The 22,021-nt window shown below is 74.8% G+C and carries 17 protein-coding genes; 8 read left to right on the top strand and 9 right to left on the bottom strand.

Annotated features, from left to right (window positions below):
• Window positions 1-82: 82 nt before the first annotated feature.
• The 3 genes from CFLA_RS07150 to CFLA_RS07160 form a co-directional block, all read right to left on the bottom strand.
• Window positions 83-1,306 (bottom strand): DUF418 domain-containing protein, encoded by a 1,224-nt coding sequence (locus tag CFLA_RS07150; RefSeq protein ID WP_013116648.1) that lies wholly within the window; start codon window positions 1,304-1,306, stop codon window positions 83-85.
• A gap of 96 nt (window positions 1,307-1,402) precedes the next feature.
• A complete protein-coding gene (locus CFLA_RS07155; RefSeq protein WP_013116649.1) occupies window positions 1,403-1,975 on the bottom strand; it encodes an HhH-GPD-type base excision DNA repair protein in 573 nt (190 codons plus the stop codon).
• 32 nt (window positions 1,976-2,007) lie between these two features.
• Window positions 2,008-2,745, bottom strand: coding sequence for a methyltransferase domain-containing protein (locus tag CFLA_RS07160; protein ID WP_013116650.1), 738 nt, complete (start codon window positions 2,743-2,745; stop codon window positions 2,008-2,010).
• A gap of 136 nt (window positions 2,746-2,881) precedes the next feature.
• Between CFLA_RS07160 and CFLA_RS07165 the strand changes: the two genes are divergently transcribed.
• The 6 genes from CFLA_RS07165 to CFLA_RS07190 all read left to right on the top strand — a co-directional run bounded on the left by CFLA_RS07165 (window position 2,882) and on the right by CFLA_RS07190 (window position 9,819).
• The gene (locus tag CFLA_RS07165; protein ID WP_013116651.1) at window positions 2,882-7,288 is read left to right on the top strand and encodes a type VII secretion EssC family protein; all 4,407 of its coding nucleotides are present in this window, start codon (window positions 2,882-2,884) and stop codon (window positions 7,286-7,288) included.
• A 143-nt stretch (window positions 7,289-7,431) separates the two neighbouring features.
• Window positions 7,432-7,728 (top strand): WXG100 family type VII secretion target, encoded by a 297-nt coding sequence (locus tag CFLA_RS07170; protein WP_013116652.1) that lies wholly within the window; start codon window positions 7,432-7,434, stop codon window positions 7,726-7,728.
• Complete coding sequence (locus CFLA_RS07175) at window positions 7,728-8,024, top strand: hypothetical protein (RefSeq protein WP_013116653.1); 297 nt, start codon at window positions 7,728-7,730, stop codon at window positions 8,022-8,024. Before CFLA_RS07170 ends, CFLA_RS07175 begins: the two co-directional genes overlap by 1 nt.
• A gap of 29 nt (window positions 8,025-8,053) precedes the next feature.
• Entirely contained in the window at window positions 8,054-8,521 is a 468-nt protein-coding gene (locus tag CFLA_RS07180) for a hypothetical protein (protein ID WP_148234305.1), read from the top strand.
• A gap of 255 nt (window positions 8,522-8,776) precedes the next feature.
• Entirely contained in the window at window positions 8,777-9,214 is a 438-nt protein-coding gene (locus CFLA_RS07185) for a hypothetical protein (protein WP_148234306.1), read from the top strand.
• Window positions 9,211-9,819: a hypothetical protein gene (locus CFLA_RS07190; RefSeq protein WP_013116656.1), complete on the top strand. Its 609-nt coding sequence runs from the start codon at window positions 9,211-9,213 to the stop codon at window positions 9,817-9,819. Before CFLA_RS07185 ends, CFLA_RS07190 begins: the two co-directional genes overlap by 4 nt.
• Before the next feature lie 108 nt (window positions 9,820-9,927).
• Here the strand turns inward: CFLA_RS07190 and CFLA_RS18965 are convergent, their stop codons facing one another.
• The 6 genes from CFLA_RS18965 to CFLA_RS07220 all read right to left on the bottom strand — a co-directional run bounded on the left by CFLA_RS18965 (window position 9,928) and on the right by CFLA_RS07220 (window position 19,518).
• Window positions 9,928-13,308: an EAL domain-containing protein gene (locus tag CFLA_RS18965; protein ID WP_013116657.1), complete on the bottom strand. Its 3,381-nt coding sequence runs from the start codon at window positions 13,306-13,308 to the stop codon at window positions 9,928-9,930.
• Between the two features lie 118 nt (window positions 13,309-13,426).
• Window positions 13,427-14,227 (bottom strand): putative F420-0 ABC transporter ATP-binding protein, encoded by an 801-nt coding sequence (locus tag CFLA_RS07200; RefSeq protein WP_013116658.1) that lies wholly within the window; start codon window positions 14,225-14,227, stop codon window positions 13,427-13,429.
• The gene (locus CFLA_RS07205) at window positions 14,218-15,312 is read right to left on the bottom strand and encodes a putative F420-0 ABC transporter permease subunit (protein WP_013116659.1); all 1,095 of its coding nucleotides are present in this window, start codon (window positions 15,310-15,312) and stop codon (window positions 14,218-14,220) included. Before CFLA_RS07205 ends, CFLA_RS07200 begins: the two co-directional genes overlap by 10 nt.
• A gap of 9 nt (window positions 15,313-15,321) precedes the next feature.
• Window positions 15,322-16,329, bottom strand: a complete 1,008-nt coding sequence (locus tag CFLA_RS07210; protein ID WP_013116660.1) for a putative F420-0 ABC transporter substrate-binding protein — start codon at window positions 16,327-16,329, stop codon at window positions 15,322-15,324.
• A gap of 251 nt (window positions 16,330-16,580) precedes the next feature.
• The gene (locus CFLA_RS20845) at window positions 16,581-17,996 is read right to left on the bottom strand and encodes a cellulose binding domain-containing protein (protein WP_013116661.1); all 1,416 of its coding nucleotides are present in this window, start codon (window positions 17,994-17,996) and stop codon (window positions 16,581-16,583) included.
• Window positions 17,997-18,177: 181 nt separating this feature from the next.
• Window positions 18,178-19,518: an aminotransferase class I/II-fold pyridoxal phosphate-dependent enzyme gene (locus tag CFLA_RS07220; RefSeq protein WP_013116662.1), complete on the bottom strand. Its 1,341-nt coding sequence runs from the start codon at window positions 19,516-19,518 to the stop codon at window positions 18,178-18,180.
• 208 nt (window positions 19,519-19,726) lie between these two features.
• On the opposite strand from CFLA_RS07220, the gene CFLA_RS07225 reads away from it, so the two are divergent.
• Window positions 19,727-20,575: a nitrilase-related carbon-nitrogen hydrolase gene (locus CFLA_RS07225; RefSeq protein ID WP_013116663.1), complete on the top strand. Its 849-nt coding sequence runs from the start codon at window positions 19,727-19,729 to the stop codon at window positions 20,573-20,575.
• Between the two features lie 26 nt (window positions 20,576-20,601).
• Window positions 20,602-22,020 carry a dihydropyrimidinase gene (gene hydA, locus CFLA_RS07230; protein WP_013116664.1) on the top strand — a complete coding sequence of 473 codons (1,419 nt, stop codon included), beginning with the start codon at window positions 20,602-20,604 and terminating at the stop codon, window positions 22,018-22,020.
• Window position 22,021: the final 1 nt, after the last annotated feature.

The raw sequence follows: 22,021 nt of genomic DNA on the forward strand, positions 1-22,021 counted from the left end.
GGGACCGCGGTCCGAGGGACGGCCTGCGCGCAGGTCGCGACGCGTCCGGGCGGACGCACGGACCTGAGCCCGCACGGACCGGTCAGGCCGTGACGGGGCGGTAGACGAGCCGGCGGTAGAGCGCCTCGGCGGGTCCGCGGCGGCCGGTGGCCTCGAGGCCGACCGCGACGGCGACGGTCACGAGCCAGACGCCCACGGCCCACGCGGCGACCTGTGCGGTGCTCATGCCGACGCCCAGCGCGCCCGCCCAGGGTGCGAGCGGCAGCACGAACAGCACGGACTGCAGCAGGTAGCAGGTCATCGAGCGCTGCCCGACGGCGCGCAGCGCACGTCCGGCCGGGGACAGGTTGTCGAGCGTCGTGCCGCGGGCGGCGACCGCCCAGCCGACCAGCGCGGCGAACGCGAGCCCCCCGGCCACGCCCGTGAGCTGGTGCAGCGCCGCCGAGCCGAACGCGTCGAGCACCGACGCCTCGCGCAGCCGCGCGACGATCGTGGCCTGCGGGAGCCCGCCGAGCATGCTGACGGCGAGTCCGACGAGCGCCGTGCGGCGCAGCAGCGCCAGGTGGTCCGCGGGGCGCTCGAGGACCTCACGGCGCGCGGCCCAGAGCCCCGCGAGCACGAGCGGCACGGCCACGACGGCGCCGAGCGGCGCGACAGCGATGCTGACGAGGCGGAAGAGCGCGGCGACGAGCGCGTTGTCGTCGGCCGGCACCTCGAGGTCGCCGGTGCCGCCGAACAGCGCGAGCATCGCCCCGTAGCCGCCCATGGCCAGCGCGGCGACCGGCAGCACGCACGCGGCGACGACGAGCAGCCTGCGGTCGCTCGCCCGAACGAACGCCACCGCCAGCAGACCCGCGAGCCCGTACGACGCGAGGATGTCGCCCTCGAACAGCAGCGCGATGTGCACGGCGCCGAACGCGACGAGCACGCCCGCGCGGCGCAGCAGGTCGCCCCGGGCCACCGGCCACGGCACCCACGCGGCGGCCCGCCGCCGCACCACCACACCGATCCCGTACCCGTACAACAGCGCGAACATCGGCATCGTCCGCCGGTCGACGAACAGGGAGACGAGTCCGTCGACGACGCGGTCGAGCGTCGAGCCGTCCACCGGCCGCGAGCCCGCGCCGATCTCGCCGCCGCTGAGGTGGACCACCGAGTTGGCGAGCGCGATGCCGAGCAGTGCGAGGCCGCGCGCCACGTCGGGAGCCACCGCGCGCTGCGACGCCGGGACCGGGTCGACGTGAGGTGCCGCGAGCTGCACGGGGGCGGCCTGCGGCAGCGGGGCCGGGGCGGGCGACGTGGTCATGGCGTCATCGTGGCGGATACCGCGTGCGCGGCGCGTCGGTCCCGCGACCGGTCCGCGCGTCGGTCCCGAGGATGAGGCACGCTGCTGCCCGCGACGCTAGGCGCGGGCCGCCTTCGCCGCCGCCTTCGCGGCGCGCTTGGTCTCGCGGACCTTCACCAGGGAGTCGGCGTCGCGGACGTCCGCGATCGAGCGGAACTCGTCGTCGCCGTACGCCCCCGCGGCCTCCCGCCAGCCCGCCGGCTGCACGCCCCGCTGCTTGCCGAGCAGCGCGAGGAAGATGCGCGCCTTCTGGTCCCCGAACCCGGGCAGCGCCTTGAGGCGCTGGAGCACGGAGGCGCCGTCGGGCTCGCCCTCGGTCCAGATGCGCGTGACGTCGCCGTCGTGCTCGTCGACGACCGCGCGCGCGACGGCCTGGATGCGGCCCGCCATCGAGCCCGGGTACCGGTGCACGGCCGGAGGGGTCGCGCACAGCGCGGCGAACTCCTCGGGGTCGGCGTCGGCGATGCGGTGCACATCCCACCCGCCCATGCGGTCGGAGATCTTCGCCGGCCCGGCGAACGCCGACTCCATCGCGACCTGCTGGTCGAGGAGCATCCCGACGAGCAGCGCGAACGGGTCGGAGTCGAGCAGGTGGTCGGCGGCGTCGTCGCCCGTCATCCACAGGGTCATGACGTCATTCTGACGCAGGTCGTCCCGCTCGGTCAGGCGCGCCGTGCCGCGAACGACAGCATCGTCGGGATCGAGGCGAACCAGCGCTCCTCGTCGGTCCACTGCGCCTCCGGCGCGCGGTGCGGCGGCAGGGACGGGGGCTCGTCGAGGTCGACGAGAACGAGACCCGCGTCGCGCAGCCGCTGCACGTACCACGCGAGCGGCCGGTGGTAGTGCCGGTGACCCCCGAACGTCTCGATCCACCACTCCTCGTGCGCGAGGTAGCCCGTGACGCGGCGGTGCCGCTCGCCGTCGTCCGCGGGCTGCTGCCGGAAGAAGGCCGGGTGCAGGAGGCTCGCGACGAGCGCGCCGTCCGGGGTCAGCCGCGCGGCGACGTCCGCCAGGAGCCGGTCGAGCGCGGGCAGGTCCATGAGGACCATGTGGCTGACGGCCAGGTCGACGGGACCCGTGACGTCGTCGGGGAGGCCGTCGACGAGGTCCGCGACCTCGAACCGCACCCCGGGGTGCGCGGCCCGCGCGCGGGCGACGAGCTCGCCGCTGCCGTCGACGCCCACGACGTGCGCGCCGCGGGCCGCGAGCAGCCCGGCGAGCCAGCCGTGCCCGCAGCCGAGATCGAGGACGCGCGGGGAGCCCGCCGGGAGCCACCGCTCGAGGAAGGGCTCGAACCGGCGGCGGAAGGAGTCGTCGGGCCCGCCGATCGCGGTGGCGTAGGCCCCCGCCGCCCGGTCCCAGGCGGCGAGGTCGTCGGGAGGACCGTCGCCGCTCGTCACACGGACATCCTGGCGTACGACGGGCGTCGTCCGCCGCACCTGTGGACGAAGCGGACATCGGGACCCACCGCCTCGTTACCCTCGGCGCGCCCGGTGCCCGCCGGCGCACCACCCGACCGACGTGCAGGGGGACGACGTGCGGACCCGACTCACGTACCGCCGGCCCGTGACGGACCGCGTCGTCGACGTCGACGTCGTCGTGACCTCCGACGCCGCGGCGACCGTCGCGGACGTCGCCGACGCGCTCGTGCGCGCCGAGGCCGCCGCCGGCCGGGTCCTCGGGGGGACCGTCACGCTCGCGCTCGCGCCGCCCGACGGCTCCGCCGCGCGGACGCTGCCGCGCCGGGCCGGGCTGGCCGAGGCGGGACTGCGCGCCGGGTCGACGGTGGGGCTGACGCCCGCGCGCGACGAGCCCGCGGGCACGGGCGTCGCACCGCACGACGCGTACGCACGACTCCACGTGGTCAGCGGGCCGCAGGCCGGGCTCGAGGTCCACCTCCCGCGCGGGACGACGACCATCGGGCGCGGGCCGCACTGCGACGTGCGGCTCACCGACCCGATGGTGTCCACCACGCACGCGCGCGTCGTGGTGGGCGACGCGGTCGAGGTCGTCGACGCCGGCTCGTCCAACGGTGTCGTCATCGGCTGGGGGCCGGTCGACCGCGCCGTCGTCGGGCCGCGCGACTACGTCGTGCTGGGCGAGACGATCCTCACGCTCACGCGCGTGCGCCCCGCGGACGGCAGCGGGGACGGTGCCGCCGTCGTGGCGTTCAACCGTTCGCCGCGCGTCGTGCCCGTGCACCCCGAGCGGACCGTCGAGGCGCCCGCGCCGCCCGAGCCGGCGCGGCCCGGCCGGTTCCCGTTCGTCGCGCTCGCGGCGCCGGTGGTCATGGGTGCCGTGCTCTACGCGCTGCGGCCGAACGCGACGACGCTCGCGTTCCTTGCGCTCAGCCCCCTGCTGCTGGTCGCCGGATGGGTGGACCGGCGGTTCACCGAGCGGCGCCGGCTGAAGGAGGAGGCCGCCGCGTTCCAGGCGTCGCTGGAGGCGCTCGAACAGGACCTGGCGGCCGGCGCGGAGGAGGAGCGGCAGGTGCGGCTCGGCGAGCTGCCGTCGACCGCGCAGGCCGTGCGGGCCGCGCGCGACCTCGGCCCCGTGCTGTGGGCGCGGCGGCCGGGCGAGCCGGCGTTCCTCACGCTGCGCGTCGGCGTCGGCACGGCCGCGTCGCGGACGACGGTGCGGCTGCCCGCGCGCGGGCGCGCGACGCCCGAGCACTGGGCGCTCGTCGAGGCGGTGCGGGACCGGTTCGCGGACGTCACGGGTGTTCCCGTCGAGATCGGGCTGCGTGACGTCGGGGCCCTCGGTGTCGCGGGACCGCGCGAGCACGTCGACGACGTGGCACGCGCGCTGGTCGCGCAGCTCGTGTGCCTGCACGCGCCGTCGGAGCTCGTCCTCACCGGCATCGCGTCCTCCTCGAGCCGCGACCGCTGGGACTGGGTCAAGTGGCTGCCGCACGTCGCCTCGCCGCACAGCCCGCTGCCGGGCCCGCACCTCGCGGCCGACCCCGTGACGTCGACCGCCGTCGTGACGGCGCTCGAGGAGCTCGTCGCCGCGCGCCGGGCCCTCGGGCGCCACGGCGAGACGGCCGAGCCCGCCGTGCTCCTGCTCGTGGAGGACGACGCGCAGGCCGAGCGCGGGCGGCTCGTGCGCCTCGCGGAGGACGGTCCGGACGTCGGCGTGCACGTGCTGTGGTGCGCGGCGCACGTCGAGTCGCTGCCCGCCGCGTGCCGGGCCTTCCTCGTCGTCGACGAGGCGGGCGTGCGGGTCGGCCGGACGCGCGACGGGCGCTGGGACGGCGTCGAGTGCGAGCGGCTCGACGTCCCGGCGGCGACGGACCTCGCGCGGCGTCTCGCGGCCGTCGTCGACGACGGCTCGCCCGTGGTCGACGAGTCCGACCTGCCGCGCAGCGTGGGCCAGCTGGGTCTCCTCGGTCCGCAGGTCGCCGACGACCCCGCGGCGGTCGTCGAGCGGTGGCACGAGACGGGGTCGGTCGTCGCGCGCACCGGGACGCCCGTGCGGCGCCGCGGGGACGCGGGCCTGCGGGCTGTCGTCGGGCAGGGTTCCGGCGGGCAGTTCGTGCTCGACCTGCGCGCGCAGGGCCCGCACGCGCTCGTCGGCGGCACCACCGGCTCCGGCAAGAGTGAGTTCCTGCAGTCGTGGGTGCTCGGCCTGGCCACCGCCCACAGCCCGGACCGCGTGACGTTCCTGTTCGTCGACTACAAGGGCGGCGCCGCGTTCGGCGACTGCGTCGAGCTGCCGCACGCCGTGGGCCTGGTCACCGACCTGTCCCCGCACCTCGTGCGGCGCGCCCTGGTCTCCCTGCGCGCCGAGCTGCGCCGCCGCGAGCACCTGCTGCAGCGCAAGGGCGTCAAGGACCTGCTCACGCTCGAGCGCACCGGCGACCCGCAGACCCCGCCCTCGCTCGTCATCGTGGTCGACGAGTTCGCGGCGCTCGTCGCGGACGTCCCGGAGTTCGTCGACGGCGTCGTCGACGTCGCGCAGCGCGGTCGGTCCCTCGGCCTGCACCTCGTGCTGGCCACGCAGCGCCCCGCGGGCGTCATCAAGGACAACCTGCGCGCCAACACGAACCTGCGCGTCGCGCTGCGCATGGCCGACGAGGCGGACTCGGTGGACGTCCTCGGCACGCCGCTGGCCGCCGGGTTCGACCCGGGCGTGCCCGGGCGCGGTGCCGTGCGGACCGGGCCCGGACGGATCGCGCTGTTCCAGGCCGGGTACGCCGGGGGCCGCTCCAGCGCCACGCCGCCGCGGGCCGCGGTCGCGCTCGAGAGCCTGGAGTTCGGCCCCGGGGAGCCGTGGGACCTGCCTGCGCCCGTCGACGCCGTGGACCTCGACGACGACGGGCCGACGGATCTCGCGCGCACCGTGCGCACCGTGCGGGCGGCCGCGCGCGCCGCGGCGATCCAGCCCCCGCGTCGTCCGTGGCTGCCCGAGCTGGCACCGGTCCAGGCGCTGGAGGAGATCGCGGACCCCGCGCGACCGGGTGTCGTGCTCGGTGTCGTCGACCGGCCCGCGCGCCAGGAGCAGCACGCGTGGGTGTGGGACGCGGACACCGAGGGGTCGATCGTGGTGCTCGGCACCAGCGGGTCCGGCAAGTCGACCGCCCTGCGCACGCTCGCGGTGAGCGCGGCGCTCGGCACCCTCGGCGCCGGCGGGCCGGTGCAGGTGCACGGCCTGGACCTGGGGTCGGGCGGGCTCGCGATGCTCGAGGACCTGCCCGTCGTCGGGTCCGTGGTCGAGGGCTCCGACACCGAGCGGCTGCAGCGGCTCCTGCGCACGCTGCGGGCTGCGCTGGACGAGCGCGCCACCCGCTACGCCGCTGTCCGGGCGGGCACGCTCACGGAGTACCGCGCGCTGAGCGGGCGTACGGACGAGCCGCGCCTCCTGCTCCTGATCGACGGGCTCGGCGCGTTCCGCGAGGCCCACGAGGCCGACGCGGGGCGCACGGGGGCGTGGTCGGTCCTGCAGCGGCTCGTCGCCGAGGGGCGACCGCTGGGTGTGCACGTCGCGATGTCCGCCGAGCGGCCCGGTGCGCTGCCCACGTCGCTGGCGGGGAGCGTCGCGCGCCGGCTCGTGCTGCGGCAGGCCGACGAGGGCGCGTACGCCGTCCTCGACGTGCCCCCGGACGTGCTGGGGCCGGAGGCGCCGCCCGGGCGGGGCGTGTTCGCCGGGGAGGGCGACGAGCTGCAGGTGGCCGTGCCCGGTGGGCGCACCGCACCGGCCGAGCAGGCGGTCGCGATCTCCGCGGTCGCCGAGCGGCTGCGGGCGGCCGGTGTGCCGCCGACGCCGCCCGTGCGACGGCTCCCGACGCTCGTCGCCGCGGCGAGCCTGCCCGCGACGGTCGACGGCCTGCCGGTGCTCGGTGTCGCGGACGACACGCTCGCGCCCTGCGGTTTCGCGCCGCGCGGCACGTTCCTGCTCGCCGGCATGCCGGGGTCCGGGCGGACCACCGCGCTCGTCGCACTCGGCGACGCGCTACGTCGTGCGATGCCGAGCGCCTCGCTGTACTACGTCGGCGCGCGGCGCTCGCCGGTGCGTGAGCGCGTGGACTGGACAGGGTGCGCCGCGACGCCCGACGAGATCGCGGCCCTCGCACGGGACCTGCTGCCGCGGCTGACGGCCGCGCCGGAGGACGACGTGCCGGTCGTGCTCGTCGTCGAGGCCATCGCGGACCTCCTCGGCGGGCCGGCCGAGCAGGCGCTCACGGACGCGGTGCGGGCCGCGCGGCGCAACGACCACTTCGTGCTCGCGGAGTCGGAGACGAGCACGTGGGGCTCGTCCTGGCCACTGGTCGCGGAGGTGCGCAACGGGCGGCGCGGGCTGGTGCTGCAGCCCGACCACATGGACGGCGACGCGCTGTTCCGCACGACGTTCCCGCGCATGGGCAGGGCGGAGTTCCCTCCGGGGCGCGGCGTGCTCGTCGAGCAGGGGCGCCTGCGGCGCGTGCAGCTGCCGGTGTCGGACTGAGCTCCTGTGGACGACCGGGCGCTCTGCGGAGCCTGTGGACAAACCCGGACGAGTCGGGCCGGGAGTCGCTAGCGTCGGCGCCGGTGCACGGACACCACGGTGGGGACGGACCCTGCCGGCGACGACCAGCAGGGGAGTGCCACATGGCGAACATCGACGTGAGCTACCAGGAGATGCGGGACGCGGCGACGCGCCTGACCGCGGGACAGGACGAGATCACCACGCGCCTGGGCGAGCTGCGTTCGTTCATCGAGCAGCTCGTGTCCTCGGGGTTCGTGACGGACCAGGCGTCCGTCGCGTTCGGCGAGTCCTACCGCCAGTTCACGCAGGGTGCGACCGACACGGTCGCCGCGCTGACGTCGCTCGGCGAGTACCTGCGTGCGGCCGCCGCGACGCTGGAGGACGCCGACGCCCAGCTCGCCGCCGGGCTGCGTCGCTGATGACGGGGCCTGCACGCCTCACCGTCGGCACCGCTCTCCTCACGGCCGCCGGCCGACGGCTCGCCGACCTCGCGCAGACGTTCGCCACCGCGAACGTCACCGCGCGCGAGCTGCTCCCCGCGCTCGGGCACCAGGAGCTCGCGGGCGTCGTCGGTGAGCACGCGATCGGCTGGGACGACGTGCGCGTCGGCGTGGTCAAGGACATCGGGTTCCTCGGTGAGGCGTGCGGGCGCATCGGTGACACGTTCGCCGACCTCGACACCGCCTTCGCGGCGGAGCTCCGGGGCCTCGTGTGACGCGTCCCGTCGACTGGTACCCGCTCGCGGTGCTCGACCCCGTGGGGGGAGATCCTCAGCGCGTCCGTTCCGCCGGCCAGGAGTACGCGCGCGTCGCGCGGCAGATCGGGCGCTCCGCGGACGACCTGCGGGCGATCGCCACCGAGGTGGGTGGTGGCTCCGCCGCGGTCGAGGAGGTGGCGGCCAAGGCCACACGGCTCGCGGACACGATAGAGCGCGCCCACGGCCGGTACGCCGCGGCGGGCGAGGCGCTGCAGACCTATGCCGACCAGCTCGCCGACGCCCGGGAGATCGCCTACGCGGCGCACGCCTCGGCGGCCCGGGCGCTCCTGGGCGCAGAGCAAGTCGGCCGGGGTGTTCGCCGTCTTCGGGAACGAGGCCGCTGCGCGAGGCCTATCGGCGTCGGGAGCGGGCCGACAGGCCAAGCTCTGGTCGTGGTCGAGCGGAGGAGTCCAGGCGTTGGAGACCGCGTGCGGTCTCGGCCCTCTACGACCTGACAGCGCTCTCGCGGACACGTGCGCGCTCGAGTTCTCCACCACCTCGGACGAAAGGCCGGTCAGATGACGGACGGGGCGGCGAAGCAGACGGGGGCCCTTGTCGGATTCACGTTCGTCAATCCTGAAGGGTGGATGGGTTGGGAGCCTGGTAGTGGGATCCGGGCGGTCGCTCGGGAGATCGCGTCGCACCTCGCCGACGTAGGATCCGCACGCGACGTGACTGCGAGGTCGGTTGAGCTCGTCAACGCTGATTCGTTGGGCAAGAACGGCATCGTCGCGCACAACGCGGTGTGGGTGCCCGACCGCAGGACTGGTGAGGTGGCCGCGATCCTCGACATGGTCGTCATCTCGGCGCCGGGCGGCGAAACAGCTCCAGAGCAACGTCTGGCCCGGAACCTGCGAAGAAGCTTCGGGTGGACGACGCGCATCGTCGAGTACGCGGCGGACACGGCTCACGTGCCCGCGGGTCGGATGACGATCGAGCAGGTGCTGCTGCGGCGGTTCGGTGAGCGGCAGGTGCAGGCGTACCTGTTCCTCAACGTGTTCCCGCCGGGTGCGGTGGAGGCGGCGTCGTTGGTGTTCAACACGGTGCACCTGGACCTGGTGACGGAGGTCGCGCGGCAGGGGCGGATGATCGCGGAGTCACTGGTGCTCGAGCTCGGGGAGATCCCCGGCGGGCGGCGGCAGGTGTGAGCGCGCCCGTCGACGCGGGTGCCGGGGCGATCGGGATCGTGCTGCCCGCGGACTGGGTGGTGGTGCCGCTCGCGGACGAGGCGGAGCGCGGACTCGTCGTCGCGCGGCTCGTCGACGAGCAGATCGGCGACGACGAGGCGCACGAGGCGCTGCGGCACGCGCTGCGGGTCGCGCTCAACGCCGGTGCACGACGCGCCGCCGCCTCGGGCGGCTGGCTGCTCGCGCTCATGCTGACGCGCGCGGGCGGGCAGCCGATCCCGGCGACACTGACCGCCTACCGGGCGGCGGGGTCCTTCCGCGACGAGGCCGGGGTCGAGGCCGTACGTGCGGCACTGGCGGCGACGACGAAGGCCGCCGGCGGTCGGCTCGAGGTCGGGTCGGGGCCGTTCGGCGTCCTCCTGCGCGCCGTGCGCGAACGCACAGCGGGTGGCGATCTGCCCCGGCTGGCGTGCGACTACTGGACCGACCCGCGCGACGACCACGGGCTCGTGCACCTGTCGTTCAGCACCCCGCTCGTGGCGCTGCGCGATCAGTGGTGCGCCCTCTTCGACACCGTCGTGGCAACCTTGTACCGCCCCGAGCTCCCACCCGGCGACGGACGGTGAGCACGTGGAGGCGGACGGGGCAACGGCCGGTCCCGGGCGAGCCGGACGTCGGCGACGTCCCGGACGCTCCCGGAGGGACCACGCCGCACCCTCGGCACGGCCGTCCCACTATTCCCGTGGCGAGCTCGCCGTGACCGCAGTCTGCGCGAGCAGCAGCGCCGTCGCCTCGGTCGCCGGCAAGGGCCGGGAGAACAGGTACCCCTGGGCGTACGGGCAACCCAGCCGGGACAGCGCCGCGGCCTCCTCCTCCGTCTCGATGCCCTCGGCGATGACGTCGAGCCCGAACCGGGTGCCCATCGTCACCATGAGGCCGACCAGCTCGTGGCTGCGCGGACTCGTCTGCATCCGCTGGACGAACGACCGGTCGATCTTCAACGCCCCCACCGGCAGCTCGTGCAGCGACGACAACGACGAGTGGCCCGTGCCGAAGTCGTCGACGTGCAGCTCGACACCTTCCTCGCGCAGCTGGTGCAGGAAGCTCACCGCCACGTCCTGGTTGTCCATGATGACGCCCTCCGTCACCTCGAACACGATCGACGACGTCGGCACGGCGTACCGGTCGAGCGCCGACCGCAGCGTCGGGCGCAGGTCCGGGTCCCAGAACTGCCGGTTCGACAGGTTGACGCTGACCGTGCACGCCTCGAAGCCGGGCACCACGTCCAACCACTCGCGGATCTGACGGCACGCCTCGCCGATCGTCCACTGCCCGATCGGCCGGGTGTGGCCTGTCGCCTCCGCGACCGGCAGGAAGTCGTTCGGCGCGACCAGCCCACGCTGCGGGTGCCGCCAACGGATCAACGCCTCCATGCCGACGATCTGTCGCGTGTCCATCCGCACGATCGGCTGGTAGAAGAGCTCGAACTCGTCCTCCGCGATGCCCTGGTCCAGTGCCGACTCCATCTGCAGGCGCGCCATCGCACGTGCGTGCATCGCCGTGTCGAACAGGACGACCGCACCGGGCCCCTCCGCCTTCGCGCGGTACATCGCGGTGTCCGCGTCGCGCAGGTACTCGTCGGCCGTGTCGTACCCGCTGGCGCTCACCGCGATCCCCGCCGCCGCGCTGACCGTCCGGGTCCGGTCCTCCAGGACGACCGGCACCGACACCACCGACAGCAGCCGGCGCACCACGTCCGGCAACCCCGCGACGTCCTTCACGTCGTCGACCAGCAGCGCGAACTCGTCGCCGCCGAACCGGGACACGGTGTCGGTGGCGCGCACCTCCGACGACAACCGGGCAGCGACCTCGATGAGCAGCTCGTCACCGACCTGGTGGCCCAGGCTGTCGTTGACGACCTTGAACCCGTCCAGGTCGAGGAAGATCACCGCGAACCGGTAGTCGGGGTGGCGCCGGGTCCGCAGGATCGACTGGTTGAGCCGCTCCAGGAACAGGGCACGGTTCGGCAATCCCGTGAGCAGGTCGTAGTGCGCGTCGTGCCGCAGCTGATCCTCGAGCTGCTTGCGCTCGGTGACGTCCGTCATCGACCCCACGAGCCGGGTCGCGGTGCCGTCCGCGTCACGGACCGACAGGGCGCTCGTGATCATCCACCGGTAGCTGCCGTCGGCGGTCCGCAGCCTGTACTCCACCTCCATCGCCGGGTCACGGCCGTCCAGGTGGTGGGCCAGCGCCCGGTCCACCGCTCCGCGGTCCGCCGGGTGGACGCGGCTGAGCCACTCGTGCGACGTGCCCTCGATCTCGTGGTCGCGGTAGCCCAGCAGGGCCTTCCACCGGGCCGAGTAGTACACCGCGCCGGTCTCGAGGTCCCAGTCCCACATGCCGTCGTTGGCCGCCTCCGCGGCCAGCGCGTACCGCTCCTCGCTGACGCGCAGCGCCTCCACCGCACGGTCCTGGTCCAGGGCGACGGCCAGCAGCACCGCCCAGTGGTTGAACCGCTCGAAGACCGACTCCTCCATGACGTCGAACGGGCCGGTGAGCGCGAGGAAGCCGTGGTCGCTGCCCTCGAAGCGGACCGGTACCACCAGGGTCAGCTCGTCGGGGCTGACCTGGTCGTCACAGGACGCCAGGGGGAACGCGCGGACGTCGCACGGCTCGTCGCGACGGCCGTCGCCCTCCCCGTCCGGGTACACGCCGACGATCCGCAGCTCGCGCGCGTCGTCCCACAGGGCGAGGCACCCGCGCGGCACGTCCGTGCCGCGCAGCCACGTCAGCGACCGCACGTCGCGGTCCTGCCGGCGGACGAGCTCGGTGCTCACCCGGTGGTAGCGGCGCTGCACCTCGACGTGCTGGTTGACGACCGCGCCGCTGACGTGCGGGCGGTGCGACTCCAGCGCCCGGCTGGTGACGTCGACGCCACGGCGGTCTAACGCGGCCGCGGCCGGCGCGTCACCGGGGGCGAGCCGCGCCGCGACCGCGTCGGCCAGCCGGCGCACGGCCGCCACGGCGTTCAGCGGGGACGAGGTCCGACCCGCGACGCGCCGCAGCGCGTCCGCGGCCGACTTCTCCACCGCGGTGAGGTCCGCCTCCGGTGCCAGCAGGCTCCGGCCGAACAGGGTGAGCAGGTGCTGCGTCGCGACCCGCAGGCCGTCCTGCCGGGTGGCCGTCATGCCCTGCTCACCGAACAGCGCGCCGCCCAGGTCGCGCACGAACGGCGCGCCGAGGCTGCTGAGGTCACCGGGGTCCTCGTCGATGCGCGTCTCCACGGTGCGGCAGCCGCACGACTCGCGCACGACGAACTCGACGGGCACACAGTGCAGCCCGCGTGCGACGGGCGTGCCGCCCAGGGCCTGCAGCGCGAGCTCGCAGGCGGTCGAGCCCGCCTGGCTGAAGCTCTGCGCCACCGTGGTCAGCGGGGGACGGTGCTCGGCAGCCTCGGCGATGTCGTCGAAGCCGACCACGGCGACGTCGTCCGGGACGACGACACCCTCGGCGGTCAGCGCCTCGATGAGCGCCATCGCGGTCGCGTCCGTGCACGCGACGACGGCCTGCGGCAGCGCGCCGCGCTCCCGCAGGAGCCGGACCGCCGGCGCACCGTCGTAGGTCTCGTCGAGCAGCCACGGCACCGGGACGACCTCGGTGGGCACGAGGCCGTGCGCGAGCATGGCCGTGCGGTAGGCCTCGTAGCGGATCGCGTCGTCGGCGTTCGCCGGGGACCGGCCCACGAAGGCGATGTCCGTGTGGCCGTGCTCGACCAGGTGGTCCAGCGCCGCACGCACACCCGCGTCGTTGTCCGGGACGACCGTGGGGCAGTCGAGGCCCGACGACACCTGGTTGACGGTGACGACCGGCTTGCCCGTCGCGGCGAAGGCCTGCAGGTAGGCGGTGGACACGGCTGCGGGGGCGACGACGAGCGCGTCGATGTGGTCCCAGCCCAGCTGGGCCCAGAAGTGGTCGTCCTCGAAGTCGAGCAGGCCGGCGTCGTGCGTCTGGACGGCGACGATACGCGCACCGCGGGCGGTGGCGGCGTCGATGACCCCGGTGAGGACGCTCCCGAAGAAGTAGCCGTGGACGTTGGGCGCGATGAAACCGACCACCGGGGGCCGCGGTCCGACGGACCTGGCGGTGGTCGGCTCCGTCGTCGAGGACGCCGCAGTCACTCCCGGGAGATCGGCAGGGCAACGGCCGAACTGGAGCGGTTCTGCCCCGCGGTCCTCAGACGTCCACCGTCCCGGTCGGGCTGTAGGCGATGACGGGACGGCCCGTCATCGGGTGGGTCAGGACGTGCGCGTCGACGCCGTACACCTCGCGCACCAGCGCGGGGGTGAGCACGTCCGCGGGCGGGCCGGCGGCGGCGAGCCGGCCCCCGGACAGCACCAGCACGTGCTCGCAGTACGCCGCCGCGAGGTTGAGGTCGTGCAGCGCCGCCACCGTCGTCACACCCAGGTCCCGGACGAAGCCCAGGAGTGCGAGCTGGGCGCTCACGTCGAGGTGGTTCGTCGGCTCGTCCAGCAGCAGCAGCGACGGCTCCTGCGCCAGCGCCCTCGCCACGTGCACACGCTGACGCTCACCGCCGGACAACGTCGACCACGCGCGGTCCGCCAGGTGCTCCGCCGACGCCGCCCCCAGCGCCCGGTCCACCGCGCCCGCATCGGGGTCGGCACCCCACAGCGAGCGGTACGGGATGCGCCCCAGCGCCACGACCTCGCGCACGCTCAGCGGCACCGCCGCGTCCGACGACTGCTCCAGCAGTGCCACGTGCCGGGCCCGCACCCGCCGCGGCATCGTGTGCACCGGGAGCGTCGGCGCCGGGTCGGCCGCGGCCGGGTCGCTCACGAGCACCGCGCCGGCCTCCGGCGCCAGCAGCCCCGCCACCAGCCGCAGCAGCGTCGTCTTGCCCGCACCGTTGGGCCCGAGCAGCCCGGTGAGCGCACCCGCCGGCGGGGTCGCGTCGACGCCGTCGACCACCCACCGCCCGCCGAGCCGCGTGCCGGCCCCCGCGATCGTCAGCTCCACGAGCCACCCCGCCCGCGTCGCAGCAGCACCGCGAACACCGGCACCCCGATGAGCGCCGTGACGATGCCGACCGGGAGCTCGCGCGGGTCGAACACCGTGCGCGCCAGCGTGTCCGCCCACACCAGCAGCACCGCCCCGGCCAGCGCGGCGACCGGCAGCAGCCGCCGGTGCGCCGGGCCCGTCACCACGGACACCGCGTGCGGCAGCACCAGCCCGACGAACCCGATCGCGCCGGACACCGCCACCATCGCGCCCGTCAGGAGAGCCACGAGCGTCATCATCGTCCAGCGCGTCCGGTCCACGTCGACACCCAGCGCGGCCGCCGCGGTGTCCCCGAACGCGAACGCGTCGAGCCGCCCCGCCGCCAGCAGCACGACCGTGCCGACCACGAGCAGCGCGGTGCCCGCGATGGCCGCGGACGACCACGTCGCCCCCGCGAGCGACCCCATGAGCCACGACAGGATCTCCCGGTACGAGTCACCCGTCGCCGTCCAGAAGACGACGAACGACGTCGCTGCGGCCGCGAGCTGCGACACCGCCAGCCCGGCCAGCACCGCCCGCGTCGGTGTGAGGGTGCCGCCGGTACGCGCGAGCGTGAGCGTCGCGACGAGCGCGAGCAGCGCCCCGGCGAACGCCGCCACGGGCAGCAGCAGCGCCACGCCCAGGACCAGCACCGCCACCGCACCCAGCGACGCGCCCGACGACAGCCCCAGCAGGTACGGGTCGGCCAGCGGGTTGCGCGTGAGCGACTGCATGACGGCGCCCGCGACGGCCAGGCCCGCGCCGACCGCGGCAGCCGTGAGCACGCGGGGCAGGCGCAGGTCCCACACGATCGCGTCGTGCAGCCGCGGCACGTCCGCCGGGCGCAGGCCCAGGTGCGCGAGCACCGACCGCACGACCTCGCCGACCGCGACGTCCGCGGGCCCGATCGTCACCGCGACCAGCAGCGTCGCGACCAGGGCGCCCGCCCCGAGGGTGACGAGCAGCGCGAGCGGGGGCCGCCGCGGTGCGCGCGGGCCGGCCCCGGCACCGGCGGCCGCGCGCTGCGGCGCCGGGCCGGGCGGCGGCGTGCGAGGGGTGAGCATCGTGCGGGGTCAGTCCTCGGTCGTCGTGCCGAGCGCCCGCACCGCGTCGGCCAGGTCGGCCGCGGCCTGCGCGTTGCGCACGCCGGCCTCGCTCGCCGCGAACGGCACGACCGCGTACCGCTGCTCGCGCACGGCCGTGAGCTGCGACGCGGCCGGGTGCGCCGCCAGGTAGTCCTTCTTCTTCTGCGCGGAGTTCCACGCCGAGTCCACGAGGACGAGGACGTCGGGGTCGGCCGCGACGACCTGCTCCCAGCCGACCGACGTCCACGTGTCGTGCACGTCGGCGAACACGTTGGTCAGCCCGGCGGTCTGCAGCAGCATCTGCGGTGCGCCGATGCCGGCGCCCACGTACGGGGTGTCGGTGCCGGACGACCACCACACCGCGGTGACGCCCTCCACCGGCTCGATCGCGTCGAGCGTCGCCTGCTGCTCGGCCACGACGTCGGCCGCCGCGTCGGGGACGCCGAAGATCTCGCCGACCTCGCGGATCTCGTCGAGGACGTCGTCGAACGTCAGCGGGTCCGGCTGGTACCCGGGCGCCTTGCAGGCGCTGGGGGAGACGTACGTCGCGATGCCGAGGCCCGCGAGGGTCTCGCGCTCGCCGGCGCCGTCGGCGCTGAGGTTCGACTCCCACCCGGCGTAGACCAGGTCGGGCTCGGCCTCGAGGACGGCCTCGGGGCCCGGCACCTTCTCCGACAGGACGGGCACGTCGGCCACGTCGGCGGCCCACCGCTCCGGCACCGGGCCGTCGGCGAACGCGGTGCCGACGAGCACGTCCGACAGGCCGAGGGCCAGCAGCATCTCGGTCGTCGAGGACTTGATGGCGACGACGCGCTGCGGGGGCGCGTCGAACGTGACCCGGGTGCCGCAGTTGTCGACGGTGACGGGCTCCCAGCCTGCGGTCGTCGCCGCCGCGGTCGGGGCGGGTGCGGCGGGCGCGTCCGACGCGCACGCGGCGAGCATGAGCGCCGGCACGACGAGGGCGGCGAGGAGCAGGGGACGGCGGGTGCGCGGCATGGGGTCTCTCCGGTGGTCGCTGTCCGCGCACGCCGTCGGGCGCGGTCGAGGGCGAGGCGCACGTCGCGCCGCGGAGGACCGCCCCAAGGCGGGGGCGGTGCGACCCGGCCCAGGCGGTGGTCGGGTTCCGACCCGTCACCCTAGGCGCTCACCCCCGGCCCCGTGCAAGCGGCGGCACGCCGCAGGGGCGGCGTGCACGGGAGGTCCCGGGCACGCCGCCCCTCGGCACCCGCGTCAGCGGGTCGCAGGCGTCATGAGGCCGAGCACGACACCGTCGCGCCCTCGCCGCTGCCGGTGCCCTGGAAGCCGAACGTCGTGCTCTGCCCGGCGCCCAGCGACCCGTTCCACGGAGCGTTGGACACGACGCCGCCCGACGACTGGCCGTTCCAGACCTGCGTGGCCTGACCACCGGGCAGCGTCATGCTGACGCGCCAGCCGGAGAGGGACGCGCCACCGGCCGTGACCTTCACCTCCGAGACGAAGCCGTTGGGCCAGGCGTTGACCACCCGGTACGTCGCCGAGCAGCCGTTGCCCGTGCCCGGCGTGGGGGTGGGCGTCGGCGTCGGGCTCGGCGTCGGGCTCGGGGTCGGCGAGAAGGTCGGCGTCGGCGTCGGGCTGTCCGTCGGGCTCGGCGTGGGGCTGGTCGTCGGCGTCGGGGTGGGCGTCGGTGTCGACGTGCCGCCCGCCCACGCGTCCTTGAGGAACGCCGCGATGGTGTCCCAGCTCGGGTTCGGCGTGCCCTGCGTGACCGTCTCGCGGCAACCCTCGACGGTGCGGACTGTCTGCCGGCCGAAGCGCGAGGAGCTCGTCACGTCGGCGTGGCTGTGGCCGGCGCCGGGGACCGAGAAGAACTGGGTGTCGACGCACGCGGCCTTCAGCGCGTCGTAGAAGATGACCGTCTGGGCGTGCGGGACGACGTTGTCCGCCTGCCCGTGCAGCAGGAGCATCGGCGGGTCCTGCGCGTCGACGTACGTCAGCGGGTTGGCCTGGCGCACCTTGTCCGGGCACGTCGGCGTGGCGCAGCCGAGCAGCTGGCCCTCGGGCGCGCTGGGGCTGTCGTGGTCGATGAAGCCACCCGGGTCCTGCTCCTTGAGCCGCGCGAAGTCGGTGGGGCCGAAGAAGTCGACGCCGGCCTGCACGTCGCTCGAGACGCCGGTCGTGCCGACGGTGCCCTCGAGGTACGCGTTGCCGTTGGACACCGCAGCCATCGCGGCCACCCAGCCGCCCGACGAGTCGCCCATGCTGGCGAACTGGTTCGGGTTCAGCCGGTACTGCGCCGCGTTGCTGCGCAGGAACCGCGTGGCCGACTTGATGTCGTGGACCTGCGCGGGGAACTTCGCCTGCGAGGCCGAGCGCACGCTGACGCCCGCGACGGCGATGCCGCGGGGGTTGAGCTGCTGGGCGATGGCGCTCGCGCCCGACTTGCCGTCGTCGGACGACCACGCCGACCCGGTCGACCACAGGACGAGGGGAAACGGGCCGTTGCCGTCGGGGATGTAGAGGTCCAGGAGGTGGCCCCGGCTGCCGGAGGGCTCCGCCGGTGCGTAGGCGACGTTGGTGATGGTCTGGGCGGCGTGTGCGGGGGCGGTGGCCGCGGCGACGACGCCTGCCGCGACCAGCGTGACCGTCCCCAGCAGTGCAGCCGTCCTGCTGCGGGTTCTCGACATGACAGTCCCTTCGTGGCGCGTGGATCGGGACCTCACTGTCGCGTCGCGCGCCTGGTCAGCGCCATGGGCGAAACAATGCAGACGACCGTCACGAATGGCAACCGAGTGCCATACGTGCTCGTCCCACGGGTGCACCGGGACTCCGGTCCCGGGCGCGTGCCGCTCTCCGCGCGGCCGGGTGTCAGGCGCGCGCGGCCTGGGCGAGCGCCGCGGCGACGTGCTCGACGTCCTCCGCCCGCAGCACACCGACGGTCACGCGGACGAACCCCGGCGACCGCGTGGGGTCGACGACGAACGGCCGGCCCCGCGCCACCCGCACCCCGGCTGCCTCGAGCTTGACGAGCGCGGTCTGCTCGTCGCGCACCGGCACCCACAGGTTGATGCCGTCGCCCGGCGCCAGCGCCAGCCCGTGACGGGCCAGCGCGGCGCAGAGCGCCCGCTGCCGCCCGTGGTAGACGCGCCGGGCGTGCGCGACGGCCTCGACGGCCGGGGCGTCCGTCAGCAGGTCCGCGAGCACGTGCTGCAGCAGCCGGCTGGTCCAGCCCGGGCCGAGCATGCGACGGGCGACGAGCCCGTCGAGCACCACGGCGGGCCCGCCCACGGCGGCGATGCGCAGGTCGGGGCCGTGCGACTTGGAGTAGGAGCGCACGTGGACGACGCGGTCCGGCAGCAGCTGGCCCAGGCTCACGTCGCGCGACGACGCGATCTCGCCCGAGTGGTCGTCCTCGACGACCCAGACCTGGCCGGCGACCGGTCGCAGGACGGCCGCGAGCTCGCGCGCCCGCGTCGGCGTGGTGCTCACGCCCGTCGGGTTCTGCGCGCGCGGCTGCAGGATGACGACGCGCGCGCCGGCCGCGACCGCCGACTCGAGGGCCTCGGGTCGCGGGCCGTGCGTGTCGAGGGGGACCGGCAGCCGCTCGAGGCCCAGGTGGTCGAGCAGGTCGAGCACGGGCGGGAAGCCGGGGTCCTCGACGGCCACGCGGTCGCCGAAGCCGCTGACCTGCTCCAGGACGCGGCTGAGCGCGTCCACGGCGCCGTCGACGACCGTGAGCCGCTGCGGCAGGAACGGCCACGACGAGCGCAGGAGCCGCTCGAGCTCGGGCACGACGGGGTCGTCGAGGTAGCCGGACGCCGGCCGGCCGTGCCGGCGGGACGCCACGCGGGAGAGCGCCGGCGCGAGGTCGGGCAGGAGCTCGGGGTCGGGGCTCCCGGCCGCCAGGTCGAGCCGCGCCGCGGGCGCGTCGGCCAGGTCGCGGTACCGCGGGGGCAGACGTCCCGCCGGTCCGGGGAGCACCGAGGTGCCGGCCCGCCCGCGCGAGATGACCAGCCCGGCCGACGCGAGCGTCTGCCACGCCGAGCCCACCGTGGCCGGGCTGACGCCGAGCGCGCCCGCGAGCTCGCGCACGGTCGGGAGGCGGTCGCCGGGCAGGAGGTCGCCCGCGTGCACGAGGCGCGCGATGGTGGCGGCGATCCCGCGCGGGGACCGGTCGGCGACGAGGTCGGCCAGCTCCTGCGGTGACATGCCCGCATGGTGGCCGGTCAGTGTTGCCGACGCGTGTCCGGCAGGTGAGCGGCTCCGCCCTCGGACGCGTGTCCAGAAGTTCACGCCCGGCCGCCGGAAGTTCGCCGCGCGCAAAGGACGCGTGACGGCGCGGAAATGTCCAAGCCTGACAGTCACATTCACCGGCGGCCCCGCTCCGCCGCCCACCGTCGTCGAACCCGGAGGACACATGAGCGTCGTGCGCGTCGCCTTCACCCAGGCCACCTGGACCGGGGACAAGGAGTCCATGATCCGGCTGCACGAGGACTGGACGCGCGAGGCCGCCTCGGCGGGTGCGCAGGTCATCGCGTTCCAGGAGCTGTTCTACGGCCCGTACTTCGGCATCACGCAGGACACCGCGTACTACGACTACGCCGAGCCGGTGCCCGGCCCCACGACCGAGCGGTTCAGCAGGCTGGCCGCCGAGCTCGGGATCGTCGTCGTGCTGCCGATCTACGAGGAGGACCAGCCCGGGGTCCTGTACAACACCGCCGTCGTCATCGACGCCGACGGCACGGTGCTGGGCCGGTACCGCAAGCACCACATCCCGCACCTGCCGAAGTTCTGGGAGAAGTTCTACTTCCGCCCCGGCAACCTCGGGTACCCGGTGTTCGACACCGCCGCCGGGCGCATCGGCGTGAACATCTGCTACGACCGGCACTTCCCCGAGGGGTGGCGCGTGCTCGCGCTCCACGGGGCGCAGATCGTCTTCAACCCCAACGCCACCGCCCCCGGGATCTCCAACCGGCTCTGGGAGATCGAGCAGCCCGCCGCGGCGGTCGCCAACGGGTACTTCGTCGTCGCCAACAACCGCGTCGGCCGGGAGGACAACGAGTACGGCGAGGACGCCGTGAACTTCTACGGCTCGTCGTACGCCGTGGGGCCGGACGGCAGCTACGTCGGAGAGGTCGGCTCGTCGAGCGAGAACCAGCTCCTGGTCCGCGACCTCGACCTCGACCAGGTGCGCGAGGTGCGCGAGCGCTGGCAGTTCTTCCGCGACCGCCGCCCCGAGGCGTACGGCCCGATCGTCGCCCCCTGACCCGCGCGTACCCGAGAGGAGGACCCATGACCACCACGCTCATCCGCGGCGGGACCGTCGTGTCGGCCACCGGTCGCGCACCGGCCGACGTCCTGGTCGACGGCGAGACCATCGCCGCCGTGCTCGCGCCGGGCTCGACGCTCCTGGGGCACGACCTCGCCGGGTCCATCGACCGGGTCGTCGACGCCACCGGCAGGTACGTCGTGCCGGGAGGCATCGACGCCCACACGCACATGGAGCTGCCCTTCGGCGGCACGTCGGCGTCCGACACGTTCGAGACCGGCACGCGCGCCGCGGCGTGGGGCGGGACCACGACGATCATCGACTTCGCCGTGCAGCGCGCCGGCGAGCGGGTCCAGGACGGGCTCGCCGCGTGGCACGCCAAGGCTGCCGGGAACTGCGCGGTGGACTATGCGTTCCACCAGATCGTCGGCGGCGTCGACGACGACGCGTTGAAGGCGATGGAGTCGCTCGTCGACGAGGGCGTCACCAGCTACAAGCTCTTCATGGCGTACCCCGGCGTCTTCCACTCCGACGACGCACAGATCCTGCGGGCCATGCAGAAGGCCGCCGACCTCGGGCTGCTGACGATGATGCACGCCGAGAACGGGCCCGCGATCGACGTGCTCGCGGCGCAGCTCGTCGAGCAGGGGAGGACGGACCCGTACTTCCATGGCATCGCCCGCGCGTGGCAGCTCGAGGAGGAGGCCACGCACCGCGCGATCATGCTGGCGGATGTCACGAACGCCCCCCTGTACGTCGTGCACGTGTCCGCCAAGCAGGCCGTGCAGCAGCTCGCGTGGGCGCGCGACGCCGGGAGGAACGTCTTCGGCGAGACCTGCCCGCAGTACCTCTACCTCTCCCTGGAGGAGCAGCTCGGGGCGCCCGGGTTCGAGGGGGCGAAGTGGGTGTGCTCGACGCCGCTGCGCAGCCGCGCCGAGGGCCACCAGGACCACATGTGGCAGGCGCTGCGCACCAACGACCTGCAGATGGTCTCCACCGACCACTGCCCGTTCTGCATGAAGGGCCAGAAGGAGCTCGGCCTCGGCGACTTCCGCGCCATCCCCAACGGCATCGGGTCGGTCGAGCACCGCATGGACCTCATGTACCAGGGCGTCGTGACGGGGCAGATCACGCTCGAGCGGTGGGTCGAGATCACCTCGACCACGCCCGCGCGGATGTTCGGGCTGTACGGCCGCAAGGGCGTGATCGCGCCCGGTGCCGACGCCGACGTCGTCGTCTACGACCCCACGGGGCACACGTCGATCGGTGTCGCCTCGCACCACATGAACATGGACCACTCCGCGTGGGAGGGGTTCGAGGTCGACGGGCACGTCGACCTCGTCATGTCGCGGGGCCAGGTCCTCGTCGACGCGGACGGCTACCACGGCCGGCCCGGGCACGGGCGCTACCTCAAGCGCGACCTGACGCAGTACCTGGTCTGAG

The sequence above is a fragment of the Cellulomonas flavigena DSM 20109 genome (assembly GCF_000092865.1).
Taxonomy (GTDB): Bacteria; Actinomycetota; Actinomycetes; order Actinomycetales; family Cellulomonadaceae; genus Cellulomonas; species Cellulomonas flavigena.